Here is a 14,688-nt window from a genome sequence, read left to right as displayed (position 1 = left end):
CCGCTTCCCGACAGGTTCGCGTGCAGCCCATCTATTCGATCCAGGTCCTGCGCGCGCTCGCTGCCTTCATGGTCGCGATCCACCATGTGCAGCCGGACGCTGCCGTGCTGGCCGAACGGGCAGGCCTGAGCTTCAGCCGCAGCGACCTGCTGCCCTGGATGGCCGGCGTCGACATCTTCTTCGTCGTGTCCGGCTTCATCATGGTCCATGCCTCACAGGACCTGTTCGGGCGTGCGGGCGCCTGGCGCGAATTCCTGAAGCGCCGTCTGGCCCGCATCGTGCCGCTCTACTGGGCGATGACGACGCTGTTCCTGCTGGTCGGTCTTGCCGTTCCGGCGCTGCTCAATTCGGGTGCGCCGAATCTGGCGCAGATCCTCGGTTCCTATCTGTTCTGGCCGGTCGTCTCGACGCAGGGGCTGGTCCAGCCGGTCTATTCGCTGGGCTGGACGCTGAATTACGAGATGCTGTTCTACGTGCTGTTCGCCGCCGGGCTTGCCCTGCCGAAGCGCTGGACCTTGCCGGCGGTCACCTTGATTCTGGCCGTGTTGGTCGGCATCGAGAGCCTGAGCGGATTCTTGGCGCTGCCCTTTGCATTCTGGGGCCAGCCGATCGTCCTCGAATTCGCAGCGGGCATGGGCATTGCCATGGCGCGGCGCAGAGGGCTTCGTCTGCATGGCGCCCTGCGTGTCGTGGTTGCGGCGGCCGGTGTCGCCGTGCTGGTTGCGGCAGCGCATTTGCCGGGCACGGATGGCCCATGGAGCGGCGTGCTGTGGCGGGGCAGTGCTGCTGTCCTGTTGATGCTCGCCGCCGGCTGCGGCCGCGAGGGCATCGTGCCGGTGAGTCCGATCATGGCGCTGGCGGCGGTCGGCGATGCCTCCTATGCGCTCTATCTCGTCCATCCCTTCGTGATCCGGGGGACGCGGGAGGTTGCGCTGCGGATCGGGCTCCACGCGCCGATGCCCTTCATCGTGCTCGCGCTCACCGGTTCTGTACTGGCGGCGGTGCTGCTCTATCGCTTCTTCGAGAAGCCGGCGACGCGGCTCGTGCGGCGCTGGCTGAACGGGTGATCGGCCAACGCGGCCGGTGAGCTCCAGGTTGCTCGCCTCTTTCACCGAAACGCAGATCATCCCGGCCGGAGCGAAGCGTAGAGCCGGCGTCGCCGGACTTTAGTTCAACTTCATGCCCTTGAGCGAATGGCCGATCACGCCGCCATCCTTGCGCCGCTGCGCCCGCTTGGACTTGATCGTCTCGACATGCTCGGGCTGCGGGAAATAGCCGCGCTCCATGATCTCGAGCGAATATTCCTCATAGGTCAGGCCGAGCGCCTCGGCCTTCTCCTCGCGGCGCAAGGCGATCTCGCGCGGCTTCTTCCAGGCCTTGCGATGAGCGAAGCGCCAGTCGAAATAGCGCCCGATCGTGCCTGATCCGGTGGTGGGGCGGCGCTTGCGCTCCTTCAGCGGCGGGCCGCCATTATGGCCGATCCCGATGGGGCGTTCGCTGGGCATGGCTCTCGGACTCATGGCTGCTCCGCGTCACGATAGGGGGCAGAACAGTTCTGGCAAGTGCCGTGCCATTGCCTGCGGGCGTGACAGGGCGGCGGCGGCAGTCTATCCCGCAGGCCGGAAACAGGACGGATCATGGCCCCCTTGCTGCATCTGCGCGACGTCGCGCTCACTTTCGGCGGACAGCCGCTGCTCGAAGCCGCCGAGATCGCGGTCTCGGCCGGCGAGCGCGTCTGCCTGGTCGGCCGCAACGGCTCGGGCAAGTCGACCCTGCTCAAGATTGCGGCGGGTCTGGTCGAGCCCGACCATGCCGAGCGCTTCGTCCAGCCGGGCGCGACCATCCGTTATTTGCCCCAGGAGCCGGACTTCACCGGCTACAAGACATCGCTCGCCTATGTCGAGGCGGGGCTGGGACCCGGCGACGACGCCTATCGCGCGCAGTATCTCATTACGGAGCTCGGCCTAACCGGCGAGGAGGACCCCGCCACCATGTCCGGCGGTGAATCGCGCCGTACCGCGCTGGCGCGGGTGCTGGCGCCGGAGCCGGACATCCTGTTGCTGGACGAGCCGACCAACCATCTCGACCTGCCGGTGATCGAATGGCTGGAGCAGGAGCTGAAGTCGTTGCGCTCGGCGATGGTGCTGATCAGCCACGACCGGCGCTTCCTGACCTCGTTGTCGCGCTCGACGATCTGGCTCGACCGCGGCGTCACCCGGCGGATGGAGAAGGGGTTCGGCGATTTCGAAACATGGCGCGATGACGTCCTCGCTCAGGAGGAACTCGACCGCCACAAGCTCGACCGCAAGATCGCCCGCGAAGAGGACTGGCTGCGCTACGGCGTCAGCGCCCGGCGCACCCGCAACCAGCGCCGGCTCGGCGAGCTCCATGCCTTGCGCGACCAGCGCCGCACCGCGCGCGCCGCGACCGGCAATGTCCGGCTGGAAGCGAGCGAGGCGCAGACTTCCGGCAAGCTCGTCATTGAGGCCATCGACGTCGCCAAGGCCTATGGCGACAACACGGTGGTCAAGAACCTGTCGCTGCGCGTGGCGCGCGGCGACCGGATCGGCATCGTCGGTCCGAATGGCGCGGGCAAGACGACGCTGATCAATCTGCTGACCGGCGCGCTCGCGCCCGACAGCGGCACGGTCAAGCTCGGCACGGCGCTGGAGATGGTCACGCTCGACCAGCGCCGCGAAAGCCTCGATCCTGCGACGCCGCTCGGCGATGCGCTGACCGGCGGCGGTTCGGATCAGGTGATGGTGGGCGGGCAGCCCCGCCATGTCGTCTCCTACATGAAGGACTTCCTGTTCCAGCCGATCCAGCGCGGCACCCCCGTCGGCGCACTTTCAGGTGGCGAGCGCGGTCGGCTGATGCTGGCCCGGGCCTTGGCAAAGCCGTCGAACCTGCTCGTGCTGGACGAACCGACCAACGACCTCGACCTCGAGACGCTGGACCTGCTGCAGGAGCTGCTGGCCGACTATCAGGGCACGGTGCTGCTGGTCAGCCACGACCGTGACTTCATCGACCGGGTCGCTTCGGCGGTGCTGATCTCGGATGGCGACGGCGTCTGGGCCGAATTCGCCGGCGGCTATTCCGACATGCTGGCGCAGCGCGGTCGCGGCGTCGGCGCGAAAGTGCGGGTGGTGGAGAAGGCGCCGGCTGGGGCGCCGAAGGTTGCCTCGGCGGCACCGGCTGCAGCCACATCCAAACGCAAGCTCTCCTTCAACGAGAAGCACGCGCTTGAAACGCTGCCGAAGAAGATCGAGGCGTTGCAGGCTGAGGCAGCGAAGCTCAACACCGCCGTGGCAGGCGATCTTTACACCCGGGACCCGAAGCTCTTCGCCAAGGCGACGGCGCGGCTGGAAGAGGTCGCGCGCGAGATCGGCGACGCGGAAGAGCGCTGGCTGGAGCTGGAGATGCTCCGCGAGGAGATCGGGGCGTAGTTCGCGCCGTCATGCTCGGGCTTGACCCGAGCATCTCTTTTCGGAGGCCCCGGGCGTCATTGCGAGGAGCTAAGCGACGAAGCAATCCAGGGGACCGGGTTGAACGCTTCTACCCGGTCACCTGGATTGCTTCGCTGCGCTCGCAATGACGGTGGAAGCTCCGGTGCTCGATCTGAACGCGATTCTCGGGTCTGCGCGTCGCCTCGCCCGAGAACGGCGGCGAGCCATACGATTTCCGTATCCGCCTGCGCGGAAAAGCGCATTTACCGACTCGCTCAATCGTTTCAAACATCGTGGCAATCGAGACCACGAGGAATGACCATGAGACTGAAGGGCAAGACAGCGCTGGTGACCGGCGCGGCGCAGGGGTTCGGCTTCGGCATCGCCGAGACCTTCGTGCGCGAAGGCGCGCGCGTCGCGGTGCTGGACATCAACGGCGACAAGGCCAAGGAAGCCGCGAAGGCGATCGGCCGTAAGGCCTTCGCCGTGACCTGCGACGTCGGCAAGGCGAAGAGCGTCGACAAGGCGGTCGAGAAGATCATCGCCAAGTTCGGGCGGCTCGACATCGTCGTGAACAATGCCGGCACCACCCATCGCAACAAGCCGATGACCGAGGTGACAGAGGAAGAGTTCGACCGGGTCTTCGCCGTCAACGTGAAGTCGATTTACCTGATGGCGCGGGCGACCGTGCCGCATTTCCGTGAGCATGGCGGCGGCGTCATCCTCAATATCGGCTCGACGGCGGGCCTGCGTCCGCGTCCGGGCCTGACCTGGTACAACGGCTCGAAGGGCGCGGCGAACCTGATCTCGCAGTCGATGGCGGTCGAGCTCGCGCCGGACAAGATCCGCGTCAACGCGATCGCGCCGGTCGCGGGCGAGACGCCGCTGCTCGCCACCTTCATGGGTGAGGATACGCCCGAGCGGCGCAAGGCCTTCACCTCAACCATTCCGTGGGGGCGCTTCTCGACGCCGCAGGACATCGCCAATGCGGCGCTGTTCCTGTGCTCGGACGAAGCCGACATGGTGACGGGCTCGGTTCTGGCCGTCGACGGCGGACGCTGCGTCTGACCGAAAGCGGTCATGCCCGGGTTTGACCCGGGCATCTCGGAAACCAGCCTCTTTTCAACATGAGATTTCTCGGGTCGAAGCTGCGCTTCGCCCGAGAATGACGGCAGGTCTCAGACGCGCTCGCCCAGGAGCGCGATCTCCTGGCGGAGGATGACCGTGCCGTCGAGCTCGAAGCCGCGCTGCTCCAGCCGGATCTGCGGCGCTGCAGCGTCACCTGCGATGTGGAACAGGTGCCAGGTTCCGAGTTCGCCATGGCCGAGCGGCCCGAGCGAGGCAGAGGGCACGCCGACGATGGGAACGTCATGGTCGGGGCCGGGGCGCCAGGCCAGCGAGAAGCTGTGATTGTGGCCGTGGACGATGAGGTCGGCGCCCTTGCGCTTCAGCATGACCTCGAAGGCGGCGGCATCGACCAACTCGCGGCCGCGTTTCGCGCCGCCGACATAGGGCGGGTGGTGGATGAGTACGACGCGGATGAGACGCTCGTCGCGGGCGCGGTCCAGCAGCGCGGCGATCCGCTCCATCTGCTCGCTGCCGATGCGGCCCGTCGCCATCAGCGGCAGGGTCGGCACGCCGCTGTTGACGCCGATCAGCGCGACCGGTCCGCGCCGGCGGTACCAGGGATAGCCGGCATGGCCCTCATCGTCGGCGATCCAGGGAGCAAGCAGCCCCGCGAGGGGCTTCAGCGAAGAGCGTGCATAGGTATCGTGATTGCCCGGCACGAAGCTGACGGTCTCGCGCGGTCCGAGCGTGTCCAGGAAGGCGATGGCGGTCTTGAATTCGTCTGGCAGCCCGATATGGGCGACATCGCCGGTGCAGGCGACATGGTCCGGCTGCTGCGCGTGGATATCGGCAACGACGCGCGCCAGGATATCCATGTCATGGGCGTGCCGACGCTTGCGACGCCAGTTGACGTAACCGGTCGCGCGCTTGCCCAGAAGCTGATGCAGCGAAAACCCGGCGAGCGGGCCGAGATGCGGGTCCGACAGATGCGCGAGCTTGAACACGCTCCAGCGCTTGCCCTTCCCGCCTGCCGTCAGTCAAGCGCGCCGTTGACGCGCCTCGACTGGCGGATGCGGAAAGCTCAGTTGGCGGCGCCAGTCAGTTCGGACACGATACGGGAATCGGTCAGGGTGACGGCGGGCTTCCAGACATAGGCCGGCTTGGCCTTCAGGTACGAAACGATGAACGAGAGCAGCATGTTGATAGTTCCTAGCGGATGCGGCGGCTGTGTGAGCCGTATTTGGGGCGCGTTTGTGGCAGGGCAAGCGATGCAGTTGACGGTCCGTCATGCGCTTTTTGCATAGACAATTAATGCAGCCTTGAGAGACGTTCCGATGCAATCGCCGGCGCCCCATCCGCCAACCGATACGGAAATGCCGCGGACGCTTCGGCATCGGCTGCTCACCGCGGTGCTGCATGTCTATTTCCGGCTTTCCCGCAGCATGACGTTCGGCGTGCGTGCGGCGGTGCTCAATGACCGCGGCGAGGTCTTCCTCGTCCGGCATGGCTATATCCCCGGCTGGTACCTGCCGGGCGGGGGCGTCGAGGTCGGCGAGACCATGTGGGATGCGCTGGAGCGCGAGCTCGCGGAAGAGGGCAACATCAGGATCGCCGGGCAGCCGATCCTGCACGGCATCTTCTTCAACCGCCGGATCTCGCGCCGGGATCATGTCGCGCTCTTCGTCATCCGCTCCTTCACCGTCGAAGGCATCCGGCGGCCGGACCGCGAGATCGCCGAGGCCGGCTTCTTCCCGCTCGATCGCCTGCCGGATGGGACGACGCCAGCAACAAGGCGGCGGCTGGAGGAAATCATCGCGGGCGCGCCGGCCGCGGCCGACTGGTAGGACGAAAGCGCGATGGACGGGCCGATCCGCCTCTGCTACAGGCGCCTTTCATGAGCAACGGGTACAGCCTCCGCGACCTGCGACGACCGGCGCGCTGAAAGCGCCTTCCGGCAGTGCGCCCGCACGCGCCTGCCTCCGCCGATCGCCTCTCTTGCTCTGCCTGCTGCCATGACATCCCTGCCGCTGACCATCCGCCACGAATTGCCCGTGGACTCCGCCGCCATCGAGCGCCTGCATGAGCGCGCCTTCGGCCCGGGCCGCTTCGCCCGCACCGCTTTCCGCCTGCGCGAGGGCGTGCCGCCCGATGCGGCGCTCTCCTTCGCCGCCCATGTCGGCACCTTCCTCGTTGGGTCGGTGAAAGTGACGCCCGTGCTCGCCGGCGGCCACAAGGCGCTGATGCTCGGGCCGCTGACGGTCGACCCCGCCTTCGACGGCAGGGGCATCGGGTCCGCGCTGATGAACCGCTCGATCGAGGCCGCGCGTGAGGCCGGCCACGACCTGATCATGCTGGTCGGAGACGCGCCCTACTATGCGCGCTTCGGCTTCAAGGTGCTGCCGCCGGGCCAGCTCGTTCTGCCGGGCCCGGCCGATCCGGCGCGCTTCCTGGCGCTGGAACTGGTCGAAGGCGTGCTGAACGAACGCCGCGGCGCCGTGACCTCGGCGCGCGTCATGCCTGCCGCTTGAAGCGGCGGCCGCTCTCGCCGAGCCAGCCGGCCACGAGCGCGCCGAACAGGATCGCAAGACCGATCAGCCCGACGAAGAGCGGCGAGATCTGCACGCCGCGCACGATGCCGGAATCGCTGATCCTGAGGCCGATCCAGTCATTGCCGGCGAACTGGCTGCCGGAGCGCACCGGCACGATGCGCGGAATGCTGACGCCGGAATCGCCCTCGTGCCCGATGCGGCGCGAGGAGCCGCCGGTGGCCTGTGCCAGGTTCTGGAGCGCAGCGGGGTCGCTGACGACTTCCATCAGCTCGCGCGGATTCTCGGGGCCGACGCTGGCGAAGGCGGTGAGATTGTCGGCCGTCAACCGGTAAAGGCCCTGATCGCCGGCCGGGATGCGCGCGGTGAACAGGCCTGGCCGTCCCGGCTCGAGCGTGACCGAGCGGGACTGGCCGTCGGGGCCGGTAATGGTCATGGGCGCGGGGTTGTCGCTCAATGTCTGGCGCTCGACCTCGATGGCGCCGCCGCGCGCGGTGGCGCGCAGCGCCTCCTCCTCCAGCTCCGGTTCCTTCATCAGCCAATGGCTGAGGCGGCGCAGCAGGTCGAGATAGGGGCCGCCGTCGCGGAAGCCGCGCGCCCAGAGCCAGGCATGATCCGAGAGAAAGAGCGCGACGCGGCCCTTCTGTTCGCGGGCCAGCATCAGCAGCGGCCGCTCGCCGGGCCCGGTCATGACGGGGGAGGCGCCTGCGCGCGCCTGCGCGCCGACCATGCGCAGCCATTCGCCCCAGCGCGGCGGCGAGACTTCCGAGCCCGGCAGGTCGCGGGTGACGGGGTGGCGCTTGCCGGGCTCGCTGACCTCTGCGCGATAGGCCTCATCGATGACGCTGCCGTCCGGCAGAGCGGGCAGAATCTGGCCGAGCGGGGTGCGTGCCAGCGTCTGCGATCCCGCATACTCAGGGCCGGCGGCGACGAGCAATGCGCCGCCGTCACGGACATAGCGGACGATATTCTCGAAATAGAGCAGCGGCAGGATCGACTGGTTGGCGTAGCGGTCGAAGATGATCAGGTCGAATTCCTTGATCTTGACCTGGAACAGCTCGCGCGTCGGGAAGGCGATCAGCGAGAGTTCGTTGATCGGCGTGCCGTCCTGCTTCTCCGGCGGCCTGAGAATCGTGAAGTGGACGAGGTCGACATTCGCGTCGGCCTTGAGGAGGTTGCGCCAGGTGCGCTCGCCCGGATGCGGCTCACCCGAGACCAGCAGCACGCGCAGCTTGTCCCGGACGCCCTCGATGGTGATGACCGCACGGTTGTTGGCTAGCGTCAGCTCGTTGTCGAGCGGCGCAGCCTCGATCTCGACGACGTTCGGCCCGCCGCGGTCGATGCGGATCGGCACCTGCACGATCTGGCCGGTCGCGACGTCGCGGCGGGCGATGATCTCGCCGTCGCGGCGGATGGTGAGGCCGGCGCGGCTCGACCCGTTCTTGTCCACGACGCGCAGGCGGATGACCTGATCCTTGCCGACGATGCCGAAGCGTGGCGAATCGACGAGCACGATGCGGCGGTCAATCTCGGCATTGCGGCCGGTCGTCAGCACATGGAGCGGCGCGCGCAGGCCGAGCGCCTCGGCGTTGGCCGGGGTGTCGTGGGCGAGCCCGTCGGTGATGGCGATGGCGCCGGCGACGCGCTCGGACGGGACATCGGCAAGGCTCGATGCCAGCGCTTCGAACAGGCGGGTGCCGTCGCTCGCTCCTTGAGCGTCGCGCAGCTCGACGATCCTGGGCTCGATATTGGGAATGCCGCGCAATTGGCGTTCGACCTCGGCCACGGCGGCGTCGGTCTGGGCGGTGCGGTCGGCGAGGCGGTTCGAGGCCGAGCGATCGACCACGACCGGAACGACGTCCTTGACCGGCTCGCGCTCCTCGAAGACCAGCGAGGGATCGGCCAGAGCCGTGGTCAGCACGATGAGCGCGAGCGCGCGCAGGATGGCGCTGCGCCCGGCAAGGACGAGCCCAGCGCCGGCGGCCAGCGCCGCCAGCACGGCAAGGCCGATCAGGAGCGGCAGCGGCACCAGCGGGGCGAAGGAAACGCTCCACATCGTCATTGTCCCAGGCGTTCGAGCAGGGCCGGAACATGGACCTGGTCGGCCTTGTAGTTGCCGGTGAGGGCATACATCACGAGGTTGATGCCGCCACGCAGCGCCATCTCGCGCTGGCGCGGATCGGCGCCGGAGAGCGGCACCAGCCCTTCTCCGCGCTTGTCGATGGCCCAGGCGGCGGCGAGGTCGTTGGCGGTGATGATGATGGGCGAGACATTGTCGCCGGCGCGTGCCGGGCGCCGGCCGTCGCTGTCGGCGGGCGGCAGCGTCTCGACCCAGGTCGAGCCGCTGTCGTAGCGGCCGACGAGTTCGTCGAGGATATAGAAGGTCTTGGTCAGGACATGGTCGCGCGGCAGTGGCTCGAGCTCGGGAATATCGAGCGTCTGCAGCATGCGCTTGAGCTGATCGCCTTCCGGCGTCGTGCCGCCGCCGGGACGCGCGCTCATGGCGTCGCGCGTGTCGAAGATCACGAGGCCGCCGCCCTTCATATAGGCTTCGAGCTTGCGCAGGGTTTCGGCCGAAGGGATCGGCCGACCGGCGACCACCGGCCAGTAGAGCACCGGGAAAAAGGCGAGTTCGTCATGCTCCACGTTGACGCCGACGGGATCGCCTGGCTCCAGCGCGGTGCGCGCGCCGAGGACGATATTGAGCCCGGCGAGTCCTGCCTTCGACATGTCGTCGACCGCCTTGTCGCCGGTGACGACATAGGCCAGCCGCGTCACCGCGCCATTGGCGAGGAGCGAGCGCGGGATCGGCGGGCGCGTGTCCGCTTGCGGATTCGGCGCGGGTTGGGCCCGGACCGGATCAAGCGAGAGGCCGCCGGCCAGGGCCAGCGCGGCGAGGATCGCGGCGGGGGCGGCTGCCTTGCGGGCGCGGCCGAAACCGAGCCGCCCGCCGAGCCAGAGCGTCGCCAACGTATCGACGATCAGCAGCAGCAGGGCGAGCGCCAGGAGGGGCGGGCGGGCATCGCGAGCCACCGGCTCGTCGATCGGCAGGATCGGCGCACCGAGGCCTGCGAGGTCGAGCGCCGCCAACGTGTCGTTCGGGGTGAGAGCATTGACCGCAAGCATGCCGTCGGCCGGACCGTAGAGACCGGGCGGATGGGCGAGCGTGCCACGGCCGGCATAGTTGCGGGGCACGGGCTGGCTGGTCGCCGGCGGGGTGCGAAAGCGGCCGCTGCCATCGAGCACGCGGGTCGGCGAAAGCGTTTCGACGCGAACCTCGTCGCTCTGGGCATCCGCCGCGGGGCCGGTGCCGGCGAGGTTCACGACCCTTCGCAGCATCTCCACGAAGAGACCGGAGAGAGGCAGGTTCGACCAGGTCGTATCCGCCGTGACGTGAACCATGGCGATGAGGCCGTCGCCGCGGCGCTCGCCGGTGACGACCGGTGTTCCGTCTTCGAGCGCGGCCCAGGTCTTGCGCGAGAGATCGGCCTCGGGCTCCGCCAGGATTTGGCGGCTGACGCGAATGTCGTCGTTGATCGTCAACCCGTAGAAGGGGCTTTCGCGCGTGAAGGGCGCTAGCTTGCGGGGCGTTTCCCAGGAGAGGCCGCCGCCCAGCGTCCGGCCGCCGCGACGCAGGCGGACCGGCGTCAGATCGTCGGAGGAGGCGGCGAGGCGCGCACCGGCGAAGCGCAAGAGCACGCCGCCGCGCGTGACGAAATCGGAGACCTTGGCGCTGGTGTCGCGATCGAGCGCGCCGATATCGGCCAATACCAGGACCGAGAGATTCTGCGCGAGAAGCTCACCGACCGGGTCGGTCGAGCCCTGGCGCGGCTCGCGGACCTCGGCGAAGGGCTGGAGGGCGCGCGAGATGTAATAGGTCGGCGACAGCAGCGGCTGCGCGGTGTCGGCAGTGGCGCCGGAGACGATGCCGATCCGGCGGCGCTTGGAGCGATCGTCGAGCAGGGCGACGGCGCCCGCGCTGTTCTCGCCGAGGATCTCGAGTCGCGAGACGGCGTTGCGCACCTCGATCGGCAGGGTGAGGCGCGCCGTGGTCTGCAGGTTGGAGCCCTCGAAAATGAACGGCGTGTCGCCGAGCGGCAGACCCTTGAGGTCGAGCGCGCGGACCTGTCCGGTGGCGGGAGCGCTCGCCGTTGGGCGCAGGACCTTCACGCTGAGCGCCCCCGCGAGATTGTCGGGCGCGGCGAGGGCGAGCTGGTTCGGCGGGCCGGCATGGATCGAAAGCCGCCATGCGTCGGCGAGCTGCTTCAGCCGGGCCTGGAAGCTGCCGTCGTCCGAAACCGCTAGGCCGTCCGAAATCCAGACGATCTCGGCTTCCGGTGCCGTCTGGAGGAAGGATTCGATGCGTGGCAGATGGGCGGCCCGGTCCGGCGCATGGGGTTGGAGGGCCAGCGCGCGCAGCCGATCGAGCGCAACGCGCGGTTCCGCCAGTGAGATGGCGGCCGGCGCCTCGGCCAGTCCGACGACGGCGACCGGACGGCCCTCGCGGGTCGCCGCAGCGATCCGCGATTCGGCCACGGTGACGCGGTCCGGCCAGTCGGCGGCGGCGCCGAAGCCGTTGTCGACGAGCATCAGGACGGGGCCGCGCAGCGGTGCACCTTCGCGCGGCGGATTCCAGATCGGGCCGGCGACGGCGAGAATGACGAGTGCGGCGACCGCCATGCGGATCGCGAGCAGCCACCAGGGCGTATGCGCCGGCAATTCCCGCTTGGCGACGAGGTCGGCCATGATCTTCAGCGGCGGGAAGTCGATGCGGCGCGGCCTCGGCGGCGTCACGCGCAGGATCAGCCAGAGCGCAGGCAGCAGGGCGAGCGCTGCCAGTGCGAGCGGGGCGGTGAAGCTCAAGGGGAGGGCGCTGAACATGGCTGCTCCCTCAAAAACCCGATGCGCCGCGCGAGGCGGCGACGAGGCTGGCGATGCGAAGCACGGCTTCGCTGGCCGGGCGGTCGGTGCGGTGAAGCGTCAGGGTCCAGCCGGCCTTGCGGCAGGCCTCCGTGATCGCGTCGCGATGGGCGGCCAAGCGCTGGCGATAGGCCTCGCCCCAGGCGCCGGCATCGCCGACGCGAAGCGTCAGCCCGTCCTCCAGATCGAAGAGCTCGGCCTGGCCGGTGAAGGGAAAGGTTTCCTCGATCGGATCGACGATCAGCAGGAGGTGGCCGCGCGCGCCTGATGACGCCATGGTAGCGATGCGCTGCGCCAGCGAGGCGGAGGGCGAGAGACCATCGGTGATGATGATGGCATCCGCCAGCCGCGGCAGTGGCTCGCCCGGCGGGAGGTCAGCCTCGCTGTCGCGGCTATCGGCGGCAATGGCCTGCGCCAGCAATTCGACGATGCGGCGCGAGGCCAGCGCCCGCGTCAGGCCGAGATGGCCGACGCGCTCGCCCCCCTCGACCATCGTCTCGGCCAGAGCGAAGCCCGCGACCAGCGCTCGATCGACCTTCGGCGCCATTGCCAGCGAGGAGGCGAAGCCCATCGAGGGCGAACGGTCGATCCAGAGCCAGATCGAGTGCGAGGCTTCCCATTCGCGCTCCCGCACGAAGAGATGGCCGTCGCGGGCCGAGCGGCGCCAGTCGATGCGCGAGGCGGATTCGCCTGCGACCAGCGGGCGGTACTGCCAGAAGGTCTCGCCCGGGCCCGAGCGGCGCCTTCCGTGGATGCCGTGGACGCTGGCGGAGACGCGGCGGGCTTCGAGGATCAGGCGGGGCAGGCGCGCGGCAAGGTCGAGCGATTCCGTCAGAACCGGCTTGGCGGGTCTCCGCTCGTTCGGGGCCAGGACGCGCGTGCGCAGCATCAACCTATCCCAGCCGTTCCACGAGCCTGCCGATGACGCGCTCGACCGTTTCGCCATCGGCGCGCGCGGCGAAGGTCAGCGCGATGCGATGCTTCAGCACGGGCAGGGCGAGCGCGGCGACATCGTCGACGGACGGTGCGAGCCGGCCCTCGACCAGCGCGCGGGCGCGCACCGCAAGCGTCAGCGACTGGCTGGCGCGCGGACCCGGCCCCCAGGCCAGCTTTTCGGTGATGGCGGCGTCGCCGTCGCCGGGGCGGGCGGAACGGACGAGGTCGAGGATCGCATCCACGACGGCGTCACCGACCGGCAGGCGCCGCACCAGGCGCTGGATCGACATCAGCGTCTCGGCCGTCATCGCCGGGGACGGCTTGTATTCGGTCGCGCCGGTGGTTTCGAGCAGGATGCGCCGCTCGGCCTCGCGATCGGGATAGCCGACATCGATCTCCAGCAGGAAACGGTCGAGCTGTGCCTCGGGCAGGGGGTAGGTCCCCTCCTGCTCGATCGGGTTCTGGGTGGCGAGAACGTGGAAGGGCGCGGGCAGATCATAGCGCTCGCCGGCGACGGTGACGTGGTGCTCCTGCATCGCCTGCAGCAGCGCGGACTGGGTGCGGGGCGAGGCGCGGTTGATCTCGTCCGCCATCAGGAGCTGCGCGAAGACCGGGCCCTTGATGAAGCGGAAATGGCGCTTGCCGTCGCTGCTCTCGTCGAGCACTTCGGAGCCGAGAATGTCGGATGGCATCAGGTCGGGCGTGAACTGGACGCGCCGGGCGCCGAGGCCGAGCACCGTGCCCATGGCCTCGACCAGCTTGGTCTTGGCGAGACCGGGCACGCCGACCAGCAGGCCGTGGCCGCCCGCGAGCAGGGTAACGAGCGACAGATCCACCACGGCCTGCTGGCCGAAGATGACCCCGCCGATTTCCTTGCGCGCCGCACCGATGGCGCCGAGTGCGGCCTCGGCCGCCTCGACGATCCCGCTGTCGAGATCGATGGGGGAAGTGCTCTCGCTCGCGCGGGCTTGCGCCGCCATGTCGGTCTCCTTCACTGTCGCGGGCCGTTGCGCCGCCATGCGAACCGGTCGATGTGTTCCACGGTTGAATGTGGACGGGCCAACCCGGCGGCTCAAGCGCCGAATGGAATGGTACACATCATCTCGGCTTCACGATTATGTGGAGTTCAAGGCAGAAACGCGATGCAATCAATATGCCGCGGCAAGTGGAGACGGGCCTTTCGATGACGGCTCCGGGCAATGCGATGGACCGGCTGATGGCCGCGCTGGGCAGTGGGAAGGCGCGCGGATTGCCCCCTGTCGAGCGCTGGAATCCGCCGTTTTGCGGCGATCTCGACATGCGGATCGCCGCCGATGGAACTTGGTTTTATCTCGGCACGCCGATCGGCAGGCCGGCGCTGGTGAAGCTTTTCTCCTCTGTGCTCAAGCGTGAGGGCGACGATTACTTTCTCGTGACCCCGGTCGAAAAGGTCGGGATCAAGGTCGATGATGCGCCGTTTCAGGCTGTCGAAATGCAGCTCGACGGCGAAGGGGACGAACGGAGCATCGCTTTTCGGACGCAGGTCGACGATCTGCTCTGCGTCGGGCCGGAGCACCCCTTGCGTTTCCAGCGGGCTGCGAAGGATGGCTTGAAGCCTTATGTCCATGTCCGTAGCGGCCTGTGGGCCCGGCTGACGCGTGCGCTGACCTATGATCTGCTTGCGCTCGGCGAGGTGCGGGAGGCCGATGGGCAGGCGATGTTCGGCGTCGCGGCGGTGGGCCGGTTCTACCCGGCGCTGCCGGCGAGCGAGATCGAAGGCATCGAGATTTGAC

At 68.5% G+C, this 14,688-nt stretch carries 12 protein-coding genes; 6 read left to right on the top strand and 6 right to left on the bottom strand.

The window, feature by feature from the left end; all coding sequences use genetic code 11:
* The first annotated feature begins 20 nt into the window (after positions 1-20).
* Complete coding sequence (locus AC1DIN_RS03210; protein ID WP_476808641.1) at positions 21-1,067, top strand: acyltransferase family protein; 1,047 nt, start codon at positions 21-23, stop codon at positions 1,065-1,067.
* Positions 1,068-1,166: 99 nt separating this feature from the next.
* On the opposite strand, the gene AC1DIN_RS03205 is transcribed toward AC1DIN_RS03210, so the two are convergent.
* Positions 1,167-1,505, bottom strand: coding sequence for a hypothetical protein (locus tag AC1DIN_RS03205; protein WP_476808640.1), 339 nt, complete (start codon positions 1,503-1,505; stop codon positions 1,167-1,169).
* 132 nt (positions 1,506-1,637) lie between these two features.
* Between AC1DIN_RS03205 and AC1DIN_RS03200 the strand changes: the two genes are divergently transcribed.
* Positions 1,638-3,446, top strand: a complete 1,809-nt coding sequence (locus AC1DIN_RS03200) for an ABC-F family ATP-binding cassette domain-containing protein (RefSeq protein WP_476808639.1) — start codon at positions 1,638-1,640, stop codon at positions 3,444-3,446.
* Between the two features lie 321 nt (positions 3,447-3,767).
* Entirely contained in the window at positions 3,768-4,514 is a 747-nt protein-coding gene (locus AC1DIN_RS03195) for an SDR family oxidoreductase (protein ID WP_476808720.1), read from the top strand.
* Positions 4,515-4,624: 110 nt separating this feature from the next.
* Here the strand turns inward: AC1DIN_RS03195 and AC1DIN_RS03190 are convergent, their stop codons facing one another.
* Entirely contained in the window at positions 4,625-5,518 is an 894-nt protein-coding gene (locus AC1DIN_RS03190; protein ID WP_476808638.1) for a metallophosphoesterase family protein, read from the bottom strand.
* A gap of 369 nt (positions 5,519-5,887) precedes the next feature.
* On the opposite strand from AC1DIN_RS03190, the gene AC1DIN_RS03185 reads away from it, so the two are divergent.
* Entirely contained in the window at positions 5,888-6,358 is a 471-nt protein-coding gene (locus tag AC1DIN_RS03185; protein ID WP_441469915.1) for an NUDIX domain-containing protein, read from the top strand.
* Positions 6,359-6,526: 168 nt separating this feature from the next.
* Positions 6,527-7,042, top strand: coding sequence for a GNAT family N-acetyltransferase (locus AC1DIN_RS03180; RefSeq protein ID WP_441469914.1), 516 nt, complete (start codon positions 6,527-6,529; stop codon positions 7,040-7,042).
* On the opposite strand, the gene AC1DIN_RS03175 is transcribed toward AC1DIN_RS03180, so the two are convergent.
* The 4 genes from AC1DIN_RS03175 to AC1DIN_RS03160 are packed head-to-tail and all read right to left on the bottom strand — an operon-like array spanning position 7,026 to position 13,896.
* Positions 7,026-9,116, bottom strand: a complete 2,091-nt coding sequence (locus AC1DIN_RS03175) for a hypothetical protein (RefSeq protein ID WP_476808637.1) — start codon at positions 9,114-9,116, stop codon at positions 7,026-7,028. The two genes, AC1DIN_RS03180 and AC1DIN_RS03175, sit on opposite strands and share 17 nt — an antisense overlap.
* 2 nt (positions 9,117-9,118) lie before the next feature.
* On the bottom strand, positions 9,119-11,941 hold the full coding sequence (locus tag AC1DIN_RS03170) for a DUF4159 domain-containing protein (protein ID WP_476808636.1): 2,823 nt from the start codon (positions 11,939-11,941) through the stop codon (positions 9,119-9,121).
* A 10-nt stretch (positions 11,942-11,951) separates the two neighbouring features.
* Positions 11,952-12,869 (bottom strand): DUF58 domain-containing protein, encoded by a 918-nt coding sequence (locus tag AC1DIN_RS03165; RefSeq protein ID WP_476808635.1) that lies wholly within the window; start codon positions 12,867-12,869, stop codon positions 11,952-11,954.
* 4 nt (positions 12,870-12,873) lie between these two features.
* Positions 12,874-13,896, bottom strand: coding sequence for an AAA family ATPase (locus AC1DIN_RS03160; protein ID WP_476808634.1), 1,023 nt, complete (start codon positions 13,894-13,896; stop codon positions 12,874-12,876).
* Between the two features lie 203 nt (positions 13,897-14,099).
* On the opposite strand from AC1DIN_RS03160, the gene AC1DIN_RS03155 reads away from it, so the two are divergent.
* Positions 14,100-14,687, top strand: a complete 588-nt coding sequence (locus AC1DIN_RS03155) for a DUF1285 domain-containing protein (RefSeq protein WP_476808633.1) — start codon at positions 14,100-14,102, stop codon at positions 14,685-14,687.
* The last annotated feature ends 1 nt before the right edge of the window (position 14,688 follow it).

The organism is Allobosea sp. 05T438, from assembly GCF_056396025.1.
The sequence above is the reverse complement of the archived record's forward strand: the minus strand, read 5'-3'. Positions and strand labels throughout refer to the sequence as shown.

Bases quoted from the DNA above. Each gene is read 5' to 3' on its own strand.
- AC1DIN_RS03185 (WP_441469915.1), top strand. From the start codon at position 5,888: ATGCCGCGGACGCTTCGGCATCGGCTGCTCACCGCGGTGCTGCATGTC.
- AC1DIN_RS03160 (WP_476808634.1), bottom strand. From the start codon at position 13,896: ATGGCGGCGCAAGCCCGCGCGAGCGAGAGCACTTCCCCCATCGATCTC.
- AC1DIN_RS03155 (WP_476808633.1), top strand. From the start codon at position 14,100: ATGACGGCTCCGGGCAATGCGATGGACCGGCTGATGGCCGCGCTGGGC.
- AC1DIN_RS03170 (WP_476808636.1), bottom strand. From the start codon at position 11,941: ATGTTCAGCGCCCTCCCCTTGAGCTTCACCGCCCCGCTCGCACTGGCA.
- AC1DIN_RS03205 (WP_476808640.1), bottom strand. From the start codon at position 1,505: ATGCCCAGCGAACGCCCCATCGGGATCGGCCATAATGGCGGCCCGCCG.
- AC1DIN_RS03200 (WP_476808639.1), top strand. From the start codon at position 1,638: ATGGCCCCCTTGCTGCATCTGCGCGACGTCGCGCTCACTTTCGGCGGA.
- AC1DIN_RS03165 (WP_476808635.1), bottom strand. From the start codon at position 12,869: ATGCTGCGCACGCGCGTCCTGGCCCCGAACGAGCGGAGACCCGCCAAG.
- AC1DIN_RS03195 (WP_476808720.1), top strand. From the start codon at position 3,768: ATGAGACTGAAGGGCAAGACAGCGCTGGTGACCGGCGCGGCGCAGGGG.
- AC1DIN_RS03175 (WP_476808637.1), bottom strand. From the start codon at position 9,116: ATGTGGAGCGTTTCCTTCGCCCCGCTGGTGCCGCTGCCGCTCCTGATC.
- AC1DIN_RS03180 (WP_441469914.1), top strand. From the start codon at position 6,527: ATGACATCCCTGCCGCTGACCATCCGCCACGAATTGCCCGTGGACTCC.